This is a genomic window from Nonomuraea terrae, assembly GCF_004348995.1.
GTDB lineage: Bacteria > Actinomycetota > Actinomycetes > Streptosporangiales > Streptosporangiaceae > Nonomuraea > Nonomuraea terrae.
Map to the genome: position 1 here is coordinate 39,142 of NZ_SMKQ01000018.1, position 17,897 is coordinate 57,038.

General features: G+C 71.1%; 12 protein-coding genes and 2 pseudogenes. 8 read left to right on the top strand and 6 right to left on the bottom strand.

Annotated features, from left to right (window positions below; translation table 11 throughout):
- Positions 1-91: 91 nt before the first annotated feature.
- Positions 92-1,636, bottom strand: a complete 1,545-nt coding sequence (locus E1286_RS09560; protein ID WP_132610808.1) for an MDR family MFS transporter — start codon at positions 1,634-1,636, stop codon at positions 92-94.
- A 147-nt stretch (positions 1,637-1,783) separates the two neighbouring features.
- On the opposite strand from E1286_RS09560, the gene E1286_RS09565 reads away from it, so the two are divergent.
- Entirely contained in the window at positions 1,784-2,368 is a 585-nt protein-coding gene (locus E1286_RS09565; RefSeq protein ID WP_132610810.1) for a TetR/AcrR family transcriptional regulator, read from the top strand.
- Between the two features lie 7 nt (positions 2,369-2,375).
- Here E1286_RS09565 and E1286_RS09570 read toward each other — a convergent pair whose 3' ends face one another.
- Positions 2,376-2,978 (bottom strand): hypothetical protein, encoded by a 603-nt coding sequence (locus E1286_RS09570; RefSeq protein WP_132610812.1) that lies wholly within the window; start codon positions 2,976-2,978, stop codon positions 2,376-2,378.
- Positions 2,979-3,347: 369 nt separating this feature from the next.
- A complete protein-coding gene (locus E1286_RS09575; protein ID WP_223189762.1) occupies positions 3,348-4,661 on the bottom strand; it encodes a sensor histidine kinase in 1,314 nt (437 codons plus the stop codon).
- Between the two features lie 581 nt (positions 4,662-5,242).
- Between E1286_RS09575 and E1286_RS51210 the strand changes: the two are divergent.
- Positions 5,243-6,787: pseudogene (locus E1286_RS51210) on the top strand (SpoIIE family protein phosphatase); the annotation flags it as partial.
- Positions 6,788-7,026: 239 nt separating this feature from the next.
- Positions 7,027-7,506 (top strand): annotated as a pseudogene (locus tag E1286_RS51975) (IclR family transcriptional regulator).
- 69 nt (positions 7,507-7,575) lie between these two features.
- On the opposite strand, the gene E1286_RS09590 reads toward E1286_RS51975, so the two are convergent.
- Complete coding sequence (locus E1286_RS09590) at positions 7,576-8,328, bottom strand: class I SAM-dependent methyltransferase (RefSeq protein WP_223189765.1); 753 nt, start codon at positions 8,326-8,328, stop codon at positions 7,576-7,578.
- A gap of 15 nt (positions 8,329-8,343) precedes the next feature.
- Between E1286_RS09590 and E1286_RS09595 the strand changes: the two genes are divergently transcribed.
- Positions 8,344-8,976 carry an alpha/beta hydrolase gene (locus E1286_RS09595; RefSeq protein ID WP_132610820.1) on the top strand — a complete coding sequence of 211 codons (633 nt, stop codon included), beginning with the start codon at positions 8,344-8,346 and terminating at the stop codon, positions 8,974-8,976.
- Between the two features lie 90 nt (positions 8,977-9,066).
- On the opposite strand, the gene E1286_RS09600 is transcribed toward E1286_RS09595, so the two are convergent.
- Together E1286_RS09600 and E1286_RS09605 are read right to left on the bottom strand one after the other, a co-directional pair.
- On the bottom strand, positions 9,067-10,344 hold the full coding sequence (locus E1286_RS09600; protein WP_132610822.1) for an exo-beta-N-acetylmuramidase NamZ family protein: 1,278 nt from the start codon (positions 10,342-10,344) through the stop codon (positions 9,067-9,069).
- On the bottom strand, positions 10,344-12,203 hold the full coding sequence (locus E1286_RS09605) for a glycoside hydrolase family 3 protein (RefSeq protein ID WP_165969664.1): 1,860 nt from the start codon (positions 12,201-12,203) through the stop codon (positions 10,344-10,346). Before E1286_RS09605 ends, E1286_RS09600 begins: the two co-directional genes overlap by 1 nt.
- A gap of 200 nt (positions 12,204-12,403) precedes the next feature.
- Here E1286_RS09605 and E1286_RS48810 point away from each other — a divergent pair, with 200 nt between their 5' ends.
- From E1286_RS48810 to E1286_RS09625, 4 genes are read left to right on the top strand one after another with little or no spacing between them, the layout of a single operon-like run.
- Positions 12,404-14,437: a S9 family peptidase gene (locus tag E1286_RS48810; RefSeq protein ID WP_132610826.1), complete on the top strand. Its 2,034-nt coding sequence runs from the start codon at positions 12,404-12,406 to the stop codon at positions 14,435-14,437.
- On the top strand, positions 14,401-15,711 hold the full coding sequence (locus E1286_RS48815) for a serine hydrolase domain-containing protein (protein ID WP_246074635.1): 1,311 nt from the start codon (positions 14,401-14,403) through the stop codon (positions 15,709-15,711). Before E1286_RS48810 ends, E1286_RS48815 begins: the two co-directional genes overlap by 37 nt.
- A 10-nt stretch (positions 15,712-15,721) precedes the next feature.
- Positions 15,722-17,035 carry a serine hydrolase domain-containing protein gene (locus tag E1286_RS09620; protein WP_246074637.1) on the top strand — a complete coding sequence of 438 codons (1,314 nt, stop codon included), beginning with the start codon at positions 15,722-15,724 and terminating at the stop codon, positions 17,033-17,035.
- Positions 17,028-17,870: a serine hydrolase gene (locus E1286_RS09625; RefSeq protein WP_132610830.1), complete on the top strand. Its 843-nt coding sequence runs from the start codon at positions 17,028-17,030 to the stop codon at positions 17,868-17,870. The genes E1286_RS09620 and E1286_RS09625 overlap by 8 nt, the downstream gene beginning before the upstream one ends.
- Positions 17,871-17,897 lie beyond the last annotated feature (27 nt).

Below are 17,897 nucleotides of genomic sequence, written 5' to 3' on the forward strand. Positions count from 1 at the left end.
CGAGTGCGCCGCGGGCGTGCGGCGGTGCGCTGAAGCGGAAGGCCGCGTCTCCGGGGCGATACGGGGACGCGGCCTTCCGGCGTGGCGGAGATCACGCGCTGGTGGACGCGGTCTCCTGCTTCGGGTTCGGCGCGGGCAGGTCGAGGCTGTCGCGCAACCGGGCGGGCTTGAGGAACGCCGCGGCCAGCAGGCCCACGACGGCGATGCCCGCCGAGATGAGGAAGATGTGGCCGGTGGCCTCGCCGTACGCGGCCCTGACGATCTGCTTGATGGGCTCGGGCAGGGCGGCGATGTTCAGGCTGCCACTGGCCGCCGCCGCGTCCCCGGTGACCGGGATGCCGGCCTTGGCCAGGCCCGCGGCGATGTCGGAGGCGACCCGGTTGGCCAGCACGGCGCCGAGCACCGAGACGCCGACGGTGCCGCCGAGCGAGCGGAAGAACGTGATCGCGCCGCTCGCGGCGCCGATCTCACTGAGCGGGACGGTGTTCTGGATGACCAGGACGAGGTTCTGCATGGACATGCCGACTCCGATGCCGACCAGCAGCATGTACGCCGACACCAGCACCAGAGTCGTCTCGTGGTCGATCGCGGCCAGCCCGGCGAACCCGGCCAGCAGCACGACGAGCCCGACCAGGATGTACGGCTTCGTCCGGCCGCTCCTGGAGACCATCTTGCCGCTGATGGTGGAGGACAGCAGCACGCCGATCATCATGGGGATGGTCATCAGGCCGGCGGCGGTGGGGCCGTACCCGCGGCCGATCTGGAAGTACTGGCCGAGGAAGACGGAGCCGCCGAACATGGCCATGCCGACCGCGAGGCTGGCCAGGATGGCGAACGCCGGCGTACGGCGGCTGATGACGTGCAGCGGCACGACGGGCTCGCGCACCTTCGACTCCACCCACGTGGCCACCGCGAGCAGCAGCAGGCCGCCGATCACCATGGCCGCGGTCTGCCAGGACAGCCAGTCGAAGTCGTTGCCGACGAAGGTGACCCAGATGAGCAGGACGCTGACGCCGGCCGCGATGAGGGTGGCGCCCCAGTAGTCGATGCTGACGTCGGAGCGGCGCACGGTCGGCAGGTGCAGGGTCTTGGCGAGCAGCCCGAAGGCCGCGATGGTGAACGGCACGGCGATGAAGAAGCACCAGCGCCAGCCGAGCCACGAGGTGTCGGCGATGAGCCCGCCGAGCAGCGGCCCGCCGACCGTGGCGACGGCCATGACGGCGCCGAGGTAACCGTTGTAGCGGCCGCGCTCCTTGGGCGTGATCATGGCGGCGAGCACGACCTGCGTGAGGATCTGCAGGGCGCCCATGCCCAGGCCCTGGACCGCGCGGAAGGCGATGAGCTGGCCGGTGTTCTGGGCGAAGCCGCAGGCCAGCGAGGCGACCATGAAGATCACGATGGCGATCTGGAGCAACAGCTTCTTGTCGAACAGGTCGGCGAGCTTGCCCCAGATGGGCGTGGAGGCGGTGGAGGCCAGCAGGGACGCGGTGACGACCCAGGTGTACTGGGACTGGGTCCCGTCCAGGGCACCGATGATCTGCGGCAGCGCGACCGAGACGATCGTGGCGCTGATCATGGCGACGAACAGGACGAGCAGCAAGCCGCTGAGGGCTTCGAGGACTTGGCGGTGAGTCATCGGCTCCGCCGTGGACGGCGCTGCCGGTTGTGCGCTCACGCGAACTCCGATCAGGAACAAGGGGGATGCAACCTGGACACCTTACATGCCCATGGAGCAAACTTGCGCATTGAGCATTTATTCCCATTGGGTAAGCTCGTACGCACCATGAGCAGTACAGCAGGGTTGCGCGAGCGCAAAAAGGCCGAAACACGGCAGGCGGTGCACGAGGCCGCTCTCCGGCTCACCCTTGAGCACGGCTTCGACAACGTCACCGTCGAGGCGATCGCGGACGCCGCCAACATCTCCCGCCGGACGTTCTCCAACTACTTCGCCGGCAAGGAGGACGCCCTGCTCTACGGCGACGAGCAGACCCTGCACACGCTGGTGCAGCGCGTGCGCGAGCAGCCGGCCGGGCTGGCGGCGTGGCGCGCGCTGCGCGGCGCGCTGGACAGCCTCTTCGACGAGTACGGCGACGCCGACCGCGAGCTGCACCTGCGCACCCGCCTGGCCCTGCGGCACCCGTCGCTGCTGGCACGTCAGCTCGCCAGCAGGTTCCGGCTGGAGAGCGAGCTCAGCCTGGCGGTGGCCGAGCGCGAACAGGCCGGCGACGTCAGCCCCGAGATGATCACTGCCGCCTTCCTGGCCGGCCTGCGCGTGGCCACGCAGTGGTGGTGCGCCGAACACGAGACCCGCCCGCTGCGCGACCTCACCCACGAGGCCCTCGACCAGATCGTCCGCCCCTTCGACTGAGGCACGCTCACATCAGTTGGTCACGTTCACCGAAGGGACTCCATTCGACGGCGACGAGTCCGCCGTACCGCTCGGCCAGTCTGCGGCGCAGCGCCTGGTCGAAGGCGTTCACCTCGACGACGACCCGGTTGAGCTCCGGGTAGATCCCCATGCCGAGCGCGGCGGGTTCGCTGATCGGCCCGTCTTTCGTCATCACGCTCTTCAGCGCCGCCTGGCTGTTCTCGACCGGCAGGGGCACCGGTTCGATCGAGAAGGCGATCCGTCTCCCCGCGGACCAGTACGCGCCGGAGACCGTACGGGAGGCCAGCTCGCGTCCGCGCGGGGTGACGTAGGGGACGACGAGCCGGTACGAGCCGCCGTGCGCGATGTACGGGGGAGCCAGATCGTACGGGTGCGTCTCGGCCCGCTCCTCCGCGACGATCTGCGCCCGGTTGAACGTCTCGATGCCGTCGTAGGTCCTGAGCAGCACGGGCGAGACGACCTCGTAGTACACCTCGACCGCGTCGTCGGCGGCCGGCTGAACGATCACCCGCCACTCGCCGGGCACGAAGGCGGGCGCCGCCGTGACGGCGTACACGGCGAGGAGAACGAAGATCGTCTTCATTCGCATGCGCGCCGAGTGTAGGCCAACCGCCGATCACGGGTGCGCCAACTCCGCCGAGGTGCCGCTGTCCGCGCATTCCCGATAGCCCGAGACGGTCTCTACCCATGACACCAGACCCTCACCTTTCCCCTGGGGGTCAACGCGGATGCGGTGCAACCAACCGCCTCCGTCAGGCATCAGTTCAACCGGCTGAGGCGCAGGCTCCTTCGCAGCCATGACCCCTCCACTGATCGAACACATATTCGAGCAGAAGAGTAGCGCGGGCCATTCCTGGATCGCTCGGCCCCGGACGGTGGCCTGATCGACCGGGTCTCCTTGCTGGGGACAGACCAAGTTCGCCGGAAATCAGCCGGCGGCCTGCTGGTGACGGCAGGATCAGTTCAGCAGGGGCACGCGCAGCACGAAACAAGTCCCTTGGCCCGGGTCTTCGATGGTCAGGGTGCCTTGGTGGGCGTGGGCGATCTCGCGGCAGATGGGCAGGCCGAGGCCGGTTCCTTTCGGGTCGCGGGCGCGTGATTCGGGCAGCCGGACGAAGCGTTCGAAGACGAGTTCGCGGTGCTCGGGGGCGATGCCGGCGCCGTCGTCGGCGACTGCCAGCACTCCGGTGCCGTCCTCGGCCCTGACGGCGACGGTGGCGGCGGTGGCGGCGTGGCGCTGGGCGTTGTCCAGCAGGTTGGTCAGCAGCCTGCATATCAGCTGCCGGTCGCAAGCGACGAACACGCCCGACTCCAGGTCTGCGTGGATCGGGACCCGGCCGGGCGGGCGGTGCTGGAGCTCGGTGCGGGCCAACTCCGCCAGATCGTTGCGTTCGTGCTGGGGTGAGCGGTCGGCGTCCAGGCGAGCCAGGGCAAGGATGTCGTCGGCGATCGCCTGCTGGCGTTCCACGTCGCTCAGCAGTTCCTTCGCCATACCTGGCCAGTCCACCGTCCCCGGATCCGTCAACGCCTCTTCCAGGCGCAGGCGGGCGGCAGCCATGGGGGCGCGCAGGTCGTGGGAGGCGTCGGAGGTGAAGCGCCGCTCCTGCTGCAAAGCCCGCTCCAGCAGTTGCAGCGTGTAGTTGACGGTCTTGGCCAGGAAACGGATCTCGTCGTGGTGGGCCGGGACGGGCACGCGGTGCGCCAAATCGGTGGCGGTGATCTCATCGAGTTCGGCGGTCATGGCCTCGACGGGACGCAGCGCCCGGCCGACGATGTGATAGGTCCCCCAGGCCACCAAGGACAGCCAGATCACCGATGCGGCCACGAGCATTGCCACGAGCGTGGCGCTCCCGTACCGCGCAGGGGGCGGCAGAGCGCCGTAGACGATGAAGTCGCCGCTAGGGGCGTAGACCCACATCGCGGCGATGATCATGCACTGGCTGGGAAAGCCGGGCACGTCGCACACCACCCGGTCCATGGCGCCAGGACGCTGCGGCGGCACGAAGGTGGCCATCCGTGGCTGACCCTGCACCTGGGAGCTGGCCGACACCACTTTCCCAGTGGGGTCGATGACCTGCATCGCGGACACTCCCTCGTCCTCAAGGGCGGGCGGCACCGCGCGCTGGTGTACCAGCTGATGTGAGACGCGCAGGGCCGCGGCGTAGACCTGCCTGAACCGCTCCGACATCTCGGACTTGTAATTGCTGTCCAGGACGAACCAGGCTGTGAGCGCGCACAGCGCCATCGCCACCAACGTGGCCCACGCCGTCAACCGCGCCCGGATGGACCACTCAGGCTTGAGCGGCCCAGCCATACTTGTCAGCGCCATAGTCATGCCCCCCGCGCATGGCGCTCCGCCCCGCCCCCAGCAGGCCGAATCCAGCAATCACTCTAAGTGATTTGGATATTACCGACCTGTTTGGTCAGTATGCGAAGTAGGGGTGTCGGTAATACTCGTGCCACCAGGTACAGGCAATGACGTTGCCCCCGGTCGGCTACTGCAGGAGGGCGGGTACACCCTGCTCACGCCAGCCCACGGCCGAAGGCCTCCGGTGAGCCGCTGCGGCGGCCCACGTGATCATGCGCGAGGCCGGCCGGGTGCTCGGCATCAACTGCGGCCGCGAGGCGGCCAGCCCTCCCAGTCGTTTCCGGGACGGCGCCAGCGATCAACCATACCCCGCGCTAAGCCGGACCCCGGCACTGGGCAGGGCTTGGCGAACTCTTGCATCTCCGCACCGTATAGCCCTATATGTCACGACAAAGATTGGTCAATGTTTGAATAACCGCAGGTAGGCCGCGGCTACTGGGTGATGCTGGAAGCGAACTCGTCCCCCACCGGAGATGGGTGATGGCATGAAAGCAGCAGGCAACGTCCGTGGAGGGGCGACCCCAGCGGTCGCCGTTGTGGACGATGCCGGCACGGTGATCGGCTGGACCCAGGCCGCCGAGGAGCTCACCGGCTACCCCGCCGCCGACATCCTCGGCCGCCCCATCGGTTCACTTTGTTCGCTCGACGGCCACGACCGCGACGGCGAACGCGCGTACCTGCCCCGGACGGGATTGATGGAGGTGCGGCGGCGGGACGGCGAGGTGGTCATCGTACGAGCCGAGGCCGCCCCGCTCACTCTGGACGACGACGCCGGCGCCCAGCAGGAATTCTGGCTGGTGTTGGCGATCCCGGCCACCATCGACCCGTCCACCGGCACCGGCGCCCTGCTGGAGTCGCTCATCAGCAGCTTCCCCGTCGCCATGGCCATCTGGGACAGGAACCTGCGCTGCGTCTGGATGAACGAGGCGGCCGAGAAGCTCAGCGACGGCTACCCGTACTACCGGGTCGGCCGCTCCCTGACCGAGGTCATCGAGGGGATCGACACGGAAGCGATGCAGGACGCGATGCGCAAGGTGCTGGCCGACGGCCGGCCCGTGATCGACCGTGAGGCCCGCTGGTCCCACGGGAGTCAGGAGCGCGAGCTGTCCATCTCACTGTTGCCTTTGGAGGGCGCGGACGGACGGCCGCTGGGCGTGTGCTCGGTGGCCTTGGATTTCAGCAACAGCCAGGCGCGCGATCACCTCGACCTGCTGCGCGAGGCCAGCGTCCGGCTCGGCAGCACGCTGGACGTCACGAAAACCGCCCAGGAGCTGGCCGAGCTGGCCATTCCGGTCCTGGCCGACCACGTGACCATCGATTTGCCGGAGGCGATGCTGCCCGGCGAAGAGCCGCTGCCGCGGCCGGCCGCGGCAGAGTCCGGCATCCCCGTTTTCCGGCGGGCCGGCGTGGCCTCGGTGCACGACGGGACGCCCCAGTCGTCTTGGGAGCGCCAGGAGACCGTGTTCGTGCCGCCGGGATCACCGTTCATGGAGGTGCTGCGCTCGCGCCGGCCGCACTTCGAGCCCGTGCTGGACACCTCGCCCGGCACCTGGCTGGATCTGGACCCCGACCGGGCGCGGACCGTCCACGCCACCGGCATGCACTCGCTGATCGTCATTCCGCTGCAGGCGCGCGGCGACGTGCTCGGCGTCGCGGTGTTCGGGCGCACCTCCAACCCGGCGCCGTTCATCAGGGACGACCTGCTGCTGGCCGAGGAACTCGTCACGCGGGCCGCGCTGAGCCTGGACAACGCGCGCCGGTACACGCGCGAGCGGTTGACCGCGCTCGCGCTGCAGCGTGACCTGCTGCCGCACGACCTGTGCGGCACCGGCACCGTCGAGGTGGCCTCGCGTTACCTGCCCTCCGGCACGCACGAGGGGGTGGGAGGCGACTGGTACGACGCCATCCACCTGCCCGGCGCCCGCATCGCCCTGGTCGTCGGCGACGTGACTGGGCATGGCATCAACGCCGCGGCCACCATGGGCAGACTGCGCACCGCCGTGCGCACCCTGGAGGAGACCTTGGGCGAGGCAGCCGAACTGGTCGGTGAGCCCGTGGAAACGGCCGGGATCGGCGTGGCCGGTGCGGTGCCGGTACGGCCGCCGGTGCTCGGTGTGGTGACGGTGCCGCCGTGGCAGCCGGGCATGAAAGCGGTGATGCTGCCGCGCGCGTACCGGACGCGGTGGAGATCATCGTCCGGCTCGGCCTGCTCGAACACGAAGGGCAGCGTTACCGGCTGGGCGGCACGCTGTTCGATCTGGGATCGCTCGTGCCTCGCCGGCACGACCTCCGCGAGACCGCGCTGCCGTTCCTGCAGGACCTGTTCGAAAGCACCCGCCAGACCGTCCACTTCGGCATCCGCGACGACCGTCACGTCGTGTACCTCGAACGCATCCACGGTCACGACGCCGTCCCCTTGCCGTCCAGGATCGGCGGCAGGCTGCCGCTCACCTGCACCGCGATCGGCAAGGCCCTGCTCGCGTTCTCCGGGCCCGAGGTGGCGGACGCGATCCTCGCCGATCCGTTGCCGCGGCTGACCTCCTTCTCGATCACCGACCCGATACGCCTGTGAACGGCTCTCGAACAAACCCAGGTGTCCGGACTCGCGTACGAGGAACAGCAGGAAGCGGCGCTCGGGGTCAGCTGCATCGCCGCACCGGTGTTCTCCGGCACCGTGCCCGTCGCGGCGCTGTCGGTGGCGGTCCCGCGCGAACAGTTCCGGCCGGCCCACCTCGCCCCGGCGGTGTGAACGGCCGCGCTCGGCCTGTCACGCACCCTGCGCCGGCCCTCCACGATGGCGTAACGGCCAGGTTCCCGCCTATGAGTCGCCACCGATGCGTTGTGCCGCGACCAGCACGGGCCCGCCCGGCACCGTGGGGAACTGCCGTACATTCCGCAGGCCGTACGCGGTGAGAGTCTTCGTCATCCGGTCCGCGTCGTAGGCGTTGCCGCCGTTGCGTACGGCGTGCCAGTCGGCGACGGCCCGGCGCAAGGGGGCGGTGGCCGCCGGGTTGGTGCCCACGACGACCCAGGCGCCCGGCTTCAGAGCCTCGGCCAGCCGCGGCATGGCCTGGGTCAGGGCGGCCTCCGCCAGGAAGGGGGCGGGGAGCCAGACCAGGTCGTAGGCGGCTTGCTCCGCCACGTCCACGACGTCGGCGTGGCGCAGGGTGACGCGGCCGGAGGCCTCGGTGCCGGCCTCGGCCAGGTCCTCGCGCGCCAGTCCCAGCACGCGCTCCATGACGTCAATGCCGACGACCTCGGCGCGGGGGAACGCCTCCGCCAGGGCCAGCGCCAGAGCCGCGATGCCGGTGCCGACGTCCAGGATGCGGCTGCCCTGCGCGTCCAGCCGGTCCGTGAGACCGGGCAGGGCGGGGACGACCTTGCCGGCGATGGCGCGGCCGGTGCCTGCGGACGCGCGGCCCTGGTTACGCAGCACCTCGTCGTCCTGGTCCGCCCAGCCGCCGGTCTGGCCTTGGTCCCTCGCCGCCGCCGCCACCGCCTGGTGCAGCGAACTCAGGCGTGCCTGCGCCGCGCTGCGGTTCGTCGCGCCGTCGGGGTACTTTACGCGCACGGCGGCGCGTTCGTCATGGGTGACCTGGACACCCACGACCGGGCCAGCCGGCTCATCGCCCGCGCCTGCGACGTCGAGGTGCTGTCCGTCGGCTACCGGCGCGCGCCCGAGCACCCGTACCCGGCGGCCGTGGACGACGTGGCCGCGGTGCTGCGCCGCTCCCGGCCGGTCGCGGTGGCCGGAGACAGCGCCGGCGCCCACCTGGCCACCCTCGCCTGCCTGCGGCTGCGCGACGAAGGCGAGCCGCTGCCCGCCGCGCAGATCCTTCTCTGCCCCAACACCGACCTGACGCTGTCGCAGCCGAGCATCCTGGAGGGCGGCCTCGAACCCGACGCCGCCTTCCTCCGCTGGGCGCTCTCCCTCTGGATCCCCGAGCACGCGGACCGGGCCGGCGCCAGCCCGCTGCTCGTGCCCCATCTGTCCGGCCTGCCGGACGCGCTCGTCGTGACAGCCGAGCACGACACCCTGCGCGACGAAGGCGACGCCTACGCCCGCCGTCTCGCCCAGGCCGGCGTCCGGGTGACCCACCGGCGCGAGCCCGGCCTGACGCACGGCTTCATCCAGGACACGAGCCCCGAGGCGACCGCCGCCTGCGACCGCCTCTTCCGCGACATCACCGCCATGGTCCACCGGGGACAGGATCTCTAACGCGGTGCGCGCAGGGTGGCGGCCGGGAGCATGCTCATGTACGAGAGCGACCATGCCGGCCGCGCCGCCGCCTGGTCCACCGGCCACCCGCTAGCGACGGTAGATCAGGTGCTTCTCGCGCAGCTCGGTGAACGTCCTCAGCGGGCCGGCCCAGCCGGCCTCGACCTCGTCCAGGTCCTTGCCGGCGTCGATGTCGGTACGGACCTGGGGCGAGCCGGTCAGCTTGTCGATCCAGTACGGCCGCTGCGGGTCGGAGGTGTCGTAGCGCCAGGCGAAGCCGCCCGGGTAGAGCCGCTTGGCCGTGGCGATCATCGCGACGCCCGTCCTGACCGGGTCGAACGCCTCCCGGTCCGTGACGTACACCTGCACCCCGCCGCACAGCGTGTTCGCGTGCTTGGAGAACGTGGGCGTGAAGTAGGAGAGCCGGAACGCGGCGCCGGGCAGGTCCAGCTCGTTGAGCGCGTCCGCCCACCGATGGTCGACGTACGGGGCGCCGATCAGCTCGAAGGGCCGGGTGGTGCCGCGTCCCTCCGACAGGTTGGTGCCCTCGAACATGCCGGTGCCCGGGTAGACGAACGCGGTGTCCACCGTCGGCATGTTCGGCGACGGCATGACCCAGGGCAGGCCGGTCTCCTCGTACGTCATGTCCGGCTTCCAGCCGCGCATCTCCACGACCTCGAGCTCGGCCGGCCGGTCCAGGAACTCGGCGTTGAACAGCCGCGCCAGCTCGGCGACGGTCATGCCGTGCGCCTGGGAGATGGCCTCCCGGCCCACGAACGTGGCGAACGGCGGTGTCATGATCGGCCCGTAGGCCCGGCGGCCGGTGATCGGGTTGGGCCGGTCGAGGACGACGAACCGCTTGCCCGCCAGCGCCGCCGCCTGCAGGGAGTCGAACATCGTCCAGATGTAGGTGTAGAAGCGGGCGCCCACGTCCTGGATGTCGAACATGATCGTGTCCACGCCCGACCTGGTGAAGATGTCGGCCAGCGCCTGGCCGCTCTGCAGGTACGTGTCATAGACCGGCAGCCCGGTCTGCTCGTCCACGTAGAAGCCTTCGGAGCCGCCGGCCTGGGCCGTGCCGCGGAAGCCGTGCTCGGGGCCGAACACCGCGACGAGGTCGATGTCGTCACTGGCGGCCATGACGTCCACCTCGTGGCCGAGATCCGGCAGGATCCCGGTCGGGTTGGTCACGATGCCGACCTTCTGGCCCCGTACGAGCCGGTAGTCGTCGGCCATCAGGACCTCGACACCCGTGCGCAGCTTGGCCGGCCGCGGACGGCGGTCGAGCGACGGCAGGCCCACGCCCGTGCCGGCCACGGCGACGGCCGAGGTCGACAGGATCGCCCGTCGCGAGAAGAAAGTGCTCATCAGGTGCTGCTCCGTCCTGGGGAGGATCGATAACTCAGGCTGTGTCCGTACGGATAGAGGACCGAGCCGTCGGTTGCCGGGATCGTCACCGGCAGTCTGCCCGTGGGGTCGCTCCGGCCGAACAGTACCCGCGCCGCGGCCTGCATCGCGGGCCGCTCCCACGAGTACGTCGCGAGGAACGCCGCAGCGCCGGGGAAGTCCGCGACGTCGTACGGGTTGCGGGCGGCCACGACGACGACGGGCTTGCCGGTGGCGAGGAGGGCGTTGACGAGATTGCGCTGGGGCGCCGAGCCGGCGGTGTTCACCGTGGTGACCACCACGACGTCGCTGGCACGGGCCCTGGCCGCCGCGGCGGCGACGGTGGCCGCGCTCGGGCTCGTCCCCGTCTCGAACAGCTCCGTGGTGACCCCGAGATCGCCGATCGCCTCGGCCAGCCGTTCGGCCGGCGGAATCTTGACGGACGGCGGCGCGACGTTGCGGTAGCCGGTCACCAGCACCCGCTGCCCGGTGTCCGTCAGCGGCAACGCGCCGGAGTCGTTCCGTACGAGCGTCACGCTGTGGTCGGCGACCGCGCGAGCGAGCGCCTGGTGCGCGGGGGAGCCGAGCCGCTGGAGCACCTTGCCCTCGTCGACCTGCTGGTCGCCGTCGAAGAAGCCGCGCTGCTTCTTCAGCCGCAGGATCCGGTGGACGGACTCGTCGACGCGCTCCTCGGTCAGCTCGCCGGAGCGGACGGCGTTCAGGACGGCGTTGTAGGCGACGTCGAAGGAGATCGTGCTCGCCGGGTCGTCGACGATCATCAGCATGTCGACCCCGGCCTTGAGCGCGAGCACCGGCACCCGGTCGTCGCCGTACTTGTCGCGCACCCCCTGCATCGACAGCGAGTCGGTGACCACGACGCCGTCGTAGCCGAGCTCCTCGCGCAGCAGCCCGGTCATGATCTCCCGGTCGAGCGTCGCGGGGTCGCAGCCCACCTGGGTCTGCACGTCGCAGTCGCTCTGCAGGTACGGCATGACGACGTGCGCCGTCATGATCATGTCGGCGCCGGCGGCGATGCCGGCCCGGAACGGCGGCGCGTCGATCCGCTCCCACTGCTCCCTCGTGTGGAAGATCCACGGCACGCTGTTGTGGCTGTCGTTGACCGTGTCGCCGTGGCCGGGGAAGTGCTTGACGGCCGCCGAGACGCCGCCCTGCTGCAGGCCGCGGACGGAGACCCGGGTCAGCTCCGACACGAGCCCGGTGTCCTCGCCGAACGAGCGCACGCCGATCACCGGGTTGCGCGGGTCGACGTTGACGTCGGCGACCGGCGCGTAGTCCTGGTTGATGCCGAGCGCGGCCAGCTCCCGGCCGGTGACCTTGCCCGCGGTGAGCGCGTGGCCCGCGCTGCGGGTCGCGCCGAGCGCCATCTGCCCGGGGAACGCGGTGAACGGCTCGTCGAGCCGGTAGACGGCGCCGTGCTCCTGGTCGGTGGCGATCAGCAGCGGGATCCTCGCAGGCTGCGCCAGCGCCGCCCGCTGCAGGTCGTTGGAGAGGCCCGCCGTCTTCACGGGGTCGTGCAGGTTGTTCGACCAGCGGAAATAGAGGATCGCGCCGGGCTTGTACCTCGCGATGAGGTCGTCGCCGTTCTCGATGCCAGGGCCGTACATCGCCTGGTTCGCCGCCACGTCGGCGGGGGCGGTCGTGTCGCCGCTCTCGCCGTAGACGTTCGTCGCGAACAGCTGCCCGACCTTCTCCTCCAGGGTCATGCTCGCGATCTTGCCGAGGATCCACGGATCCTCACCACTGTCAGCGTGTACGGCCGGAGCCGTCCCCACGCTGAGAATCATCGCCGCCGCCAGGGCCAGGAACCGCGGGTGACGCATGTCTCCTCCAACTCCTCGCATGTCTGGAAATTTCATGCAAGGTCACGGCACTGCCCGGAAGTTACTTTCATCCCGGTGGATGGTCAACGCCTTCTTCGCCGGAAACTTCGCGCGCGCCGTTGGACTCGGGCACAACCTGGGCGGCGCCCTTTGTGGGAAGCACCGAAGATGCCCGGACCGCGGGGCTCTACGGTTCGTTCATGCCGCCTCTCGTCCTCGATGACCTCTACCGCATCGCCATCCCCTCAGACCCGCGGATCCGTCCCGACGGAAAGGCCGTGGCGTACACGCTGACGACGGCCGACCGCGACGCCGACGAGAACCGTACCGAGATCTGGCTGGCCGCACCCGGCGCCGAGCCGCGCAAGCTCGCCGCCGGCAGCGCCGCGCGCTGGTCGCCCGACGGGCGGACACTGGCGTTCCTGCGCCCGGTGGACGGCCGGCCGCAGATCCACCTGCTGCCGATGGACGGCGGCGAGGCCGTCGCGATCACCTCGGCCGCGCTCGGCGCGGGCGTGCCCGTGTGGTCGCCGGACGGCGCACGCGTCGCCTTCGCCGCCCCCGTAGGCCCCGGCCCGGACGGCGCCGCCGCCTCGCCGCACGCTCCCGTCGTGGCCGACCGGCTCGATCACAAGGCCGACGGGGCGGGGCTGCTGCGCGGCGTGACCAGGCACCTTTTCGTCACGGACGTGGACGGCGGCGAGACGATCCAGGTCACCGAGGGCGACTTCCACGCGAGCGAGCCGACGTGGTCTCCCGACGGGCTCAGGCTGGCCTTCGTCGCCTCCATGCACCCCGACCGCGACCTGGACCTCGGCGGGACCGCATACGCCGTGGACGCGGCCAAAGGCGCCGTCCCCGACCAGCTGAGCGAGCCGGAGCTGCTGTGCGGCGGCGTCTGGTGGATCGGCGACCGGCTGATCGCCGCCGGGCGCAAGGGCACCCCCGTGGGGCACGCGCGCCTGTTCGCGCTCGGGCCCGGGGGAGCGGCCGAGGTGGAGACGGGCCTCGACCGGAACGTCATGACCGGCGCCCCCGGCTACCCCGGCGGCCCCCCGGCGTTGCTCGGCGAGGATCTGATCTTCTGCGCCCGCGACGGCGGCTCGACCCACCTCTACCGCGCGCCCGGCGAGCGCCTCGTCCCCGGCGAGGTCAACATCTCGGGCATCAGTACGGCGGCCGGAGCGGTCGCGTACGTGGCCGCCACCCAGGAGAGCGCCGGCGACGTCTACCTCGCCACCTTCGGCCCTGGTGCCGGCGCCGGCCCGAGCACCGCCACCGGCCAGGACCCGGGCGCGGAGTCGGGCGCGGAGTCGAGCGCGGAGTCGGGCGCGGAGTCGAGCGCCGCACCAACCTCCGGCCCGAAAAAAGTCGCGTCGGGCGAAATGTCGGATATATCTGGCGCGTCAGCGCCGGATATATCCAGACTCACCACCTACGCCGTCGAAGGCGTAGACCTGTTCACGGCCCGCCGCCGCACCTTCACCGCCCCCGACGGCACCCAGGTCGAGGCGTTCGTCCTGCGCGACGAGTCCGCGCGGACGCCCGGCCCGCTGCTCCTCGACGTGCACGGCGGCCCGCACAACGCCTGGTCGCCCGTCTTCGACGGCGTCCACCTCTACCACCAGGTCCTCGCCGCCCAAGGCTGGACCGTGCTCACCGTCAACCCCCGCGCCAGCGACGGGTACGGCGAGGCGTTCTACACCGCCTCGATCGGCGCCTGGGGCCTGGCCGACGCCCAGGACCTGCTCGCCCCCATCGACGCCCTGGTCGCCGAGGGCGTCGCCGACCCCGACCGGCTGGCCGTCACCGGCTACAGCTACGGCGGCTACATGACCTGCTGGCTGTCGGCCACGACCGGCCGGTTCAAGGCCGCGATCCCGGGCGGCCTCGTCAGCGACCTGTCCAGCCTGAGCGGCACCTCCGACCTCGGCCACCTGATGAAGAGCCACGAGTACGCCGGGGACCTGGCCGCCCAGTCGCCCATCACCCACGTCGCCGGCGTCACCGCGCCGACCCTCGTCCTGCACGGCGAGAACGACGACCGCTGCCCCGTCGGCCAGGCCGAGCAGTGGTTCGCCGCCCTGCGCGAGCGGCGGGTCCCCGTCAGGCTGGTGCGCTACCCCGGCGCGAGCCATCTGTTCATCCTGAGCGGGCGCCCCTCGCACAGGCACGACTACAACGAAAGGATCATCGCGTGGCTGGAGCAATGGGTCATCGGCTCGCCGAGCTGATCGCCGAGTACGAGGTTCCCGGCTCGGCGCTGGCGTACTGGCACGGAGGCGAGCTGCACGAGTTCGCGGCCGGCAGCCTCAACACCACCGCCGGCGTGGACGCCACCACCGACGCCCTCTACCAGATCGGCTCGGTCAGCAAGGTGTGGACCGCCACGCTGATCATGCAGCAGGTCGAGAAGGGCCGGCTGACGCTGGACACCCCGGTCGCCGAGGTGCTGCCCGAGTTCAAGCTGGTCGACCCCGAGGTCACCAAGGCCGTCACCATCAGGCAGCTGCTCTGCCACACCAGCGGCATCAACGGCGACGTGTTCATCGACACGGGCCGCGGTGACGACTGCGTGGAGAAGTACGTGGCGGCCCTGGCGGACGTGGCGCTGAACCACCCGCTCGGCGTCACCCAGTCCTACTGCAACGCCGGGTTCGTCGTCGCCGGCCGGGTGCTGGAGGTGCTGGAGGGCAAGCGCTGGGACGACGTCCTGCGTGAGGGCATCTGCGAGCCGCTCGGCCTCACCCACACCTGGACGCTGCCCGAGGACGTGTTGCGCTTCCGCTCCGCGATCGGCCACGACGACGGCAAGCCAGTCCCCCAGTGGGGCCTCATGCGGTCGATGGGCCCGGCCGGGCTCATCTGCGCCCGCCCCGCCGACGTGGTCGCCTTCGGCCGCGCCCACCTCGAGGGCGGACTGCTGGAGGACCCGAGCGCGATGTGGGAGGCGCAGGTCGACATCCCGAACCCGTACACGCTGGGCAAGCAGTGGGGCATCGGCTGGATCCTCGACGAGTGGAGCGGCCACAAGGTCATCTCCCACGGCGGCAACACCATCGGCCAGCACGCCATGCTCTGGGTCGTCCCCGGCACCGGCACCGTCGTCTGCGTGACCGCCAACGGCGGCCAGAGCGGCGCGTTCACCCGGGCCGTGGCCACGGAGTTGTTCGCCGAGCTGGACGGCCTCACCGTGCCGCCGTCCCCGGTCCCGTCGGACACGCCGCCCGAGGTGGACCTCGAACCGTACGCGGGCGTGTACGAGCGGGCCGGCGCCCGGATCACGATCGCCGTCGAGGACGGCAAGGGCACGCTGCGCATGGAGTCCACCGGCGAGCTCGCCGGCCTGCACAAGCCCGAGGAGTCCGTCTTCGTCCCCATCGACGAGAACCTCTTCGCCTTCCAGGCGCCCGGCACCCGCGACTGGATGACGGCCGTCTTCTTCGAGCTGGCCGACGGCACCCCGTACATCCACATGGGCGCCCGCGCCACCCCCAAGGTCGGCTGAGGAGATGGACATGGACCTGCAGGACCGCCTCCAGAAGGCGATAGAGGAGCACGGCGTGCCCGGCGCGTCGGTCGCGGTGTGGCGCGACGGCCGGCTGTACGAGGCCGCGGCGGGCGTGGTCAACAGGAACACCGGCGTGGCGGCGACGACCGACAGCGTGTTCCAGGTCGGCTCCACCACCAAGGTGTGGACCGCGGCGCTGGTCATGCAGCTGGCCGACGAGGGCCTGGTGGAGCTGGACAGCCCCGTGGGGGAGTACCTGCCGGACTTCGCGCACGGCGCCGTCACCGTACGGCAGCTGCTCATGCACAGCGCCGGCTTCGACGGCGACCTGTTCGAGGACACCGGCCGCGGCGACGACTGCCTGGACAAGTACCTGGAGTACCTGCGCGGCGCCGGTCGCGTGCACGAGCCCGGCGAGATCTTCTCCTACTGCAACGCCGGCTACTGCGTGCTCGGCGCGCTGGTGGCCCGGCTGCGCGGCGTCAGCTGGGAGCAGGCCATGCGCGGGCACCTGTTCGGCCCGCTGGGCGTCACGCACGCCGCGCTCCTCGGTGAGGAGGCGGTGTACTTCCGCGCCGCGGTCGGGCACGTCGGGCCGGACAACGCCGTCTACTCCGAGTGGCTGATGCCCCGCTCCAACGCCCCGGCCGGCGCCACCATGAGCCTGGCGCTGCGTGAGCTGGTCGCGTTCGGCCGCACCCTGGCCGCGGGCGGCGTCGCGCCCGACGGCACCCGGGTGCTGTCGCAGGAGTCGGTGGCCGCGATGCTCACGCCCCAGATCGACGTGCCCGGCGGCGGCGCCCCGCTGGCCGAGAAGTGGGGTCTCGGGGTGGAGCTGTTCGGCTGGGGCGCGTTCGGCCACGACGGCAACACGCCGGGGCAGAGCACGTTCTGGCGGATCGTGCCCGGCTCGGACTTCGTCATCGCCATGACCGGCAACGGCGGCTCCTTCGCCGGGCTGGTCGCCGACGTGGCGATGCCGGTCATCGAGGAGGCGACCGGCCTGACGGTGCCGAGTCCGCGCGTGCCGCCGCGGGAGCCGGCCGCCGTCGACGGCGCCCCTTACGAGGGCGGCTACCGCGGGCCGCAGTACGGCTACGAGGTCGCCGCCGCCGAGAACGGTCTCGACGTCACACTCCTGCCCGGCCCGCTCATGGAGAGCATGGGCGCCACCCGTACGACCAGGAGGTATGTGCACTTCGACGGCGAGTCGTTCATCTCCGCCGAGCCGGAGGACGGCCGCTACGACTCGATCACGTTCGTGCTGCGGGACGGGCGGGCCACCTACCTGCACAACGGCCGAGCGGTGGCGCGTGCCTGACCTGGCCGGGGTCTTCGCCGACGCGGGCGTGCGGGGCTTCCTGCACGCCCGCGAGGTGGACGGCGACGCCGAGACGGGGCTGGACCCCGACGAGCCCGTGGTGCTCGCCTCCGTCTTCAAGATCGCGGTCGCGCTGGAGTACGCCCGGCAGGCCGCGGCCGGTGAGATCAGCCGCACCGAGCGGCTCACCGTCACCACCGCCGACAAGGACGGCGGCATCGGCACCTCCGGCTGCCACGACGACGTGTCGCTCACGCTGCGCGACCTGGCGCACTTCATGATCACCATGTCCGACAACGCCGCGACCGACGTGCTGCTGCGCCGCGTCGGGCTCGACCGGGTCAACGGCACGCTCGCCGCGCTCGGCCTGCGCCGCACCCGGCTCATCGGCGGCTGCGCCGAGCTGTTCGACCAGGTCAGGCAGGACATCGGCGACGACTGGGACGCCGCCGGCCAGGAACGACTGCGCGCCATGGCCGTGCGCGACCCCGCCCGCACCACCGCGGGAACCCCGCGCGAGATCACCGCGCTGCTCAGCCTCGTCTGGCGCGACGAGGCCGGCCCGCCCGAGGCGTGCGCCGAGGTGCGCGGGCTCATGGGCGAGCAGATCTGGCCGCACCGGCTGAGCGCCGGCTTCCCCGACGAGGTCAAGGTGTCGGGCAAGACCGGCAGCCTGTGGGGCGTGCGCAACGAGTCGGGCGTCGCGGAGTACCCCGACGGCAGGCGCTACGCCGTCGCCGTCTTCGTGCGCAGCGAGGTCATCAGGGAGCGCCTGCCGCACGCCGACGCCGTCATCGGCCGCGCCGCCCGCCTGGCCGTGGAGCAGCTGCGCTGATGTCCGTTTTCGTGGACTATGGTGAGC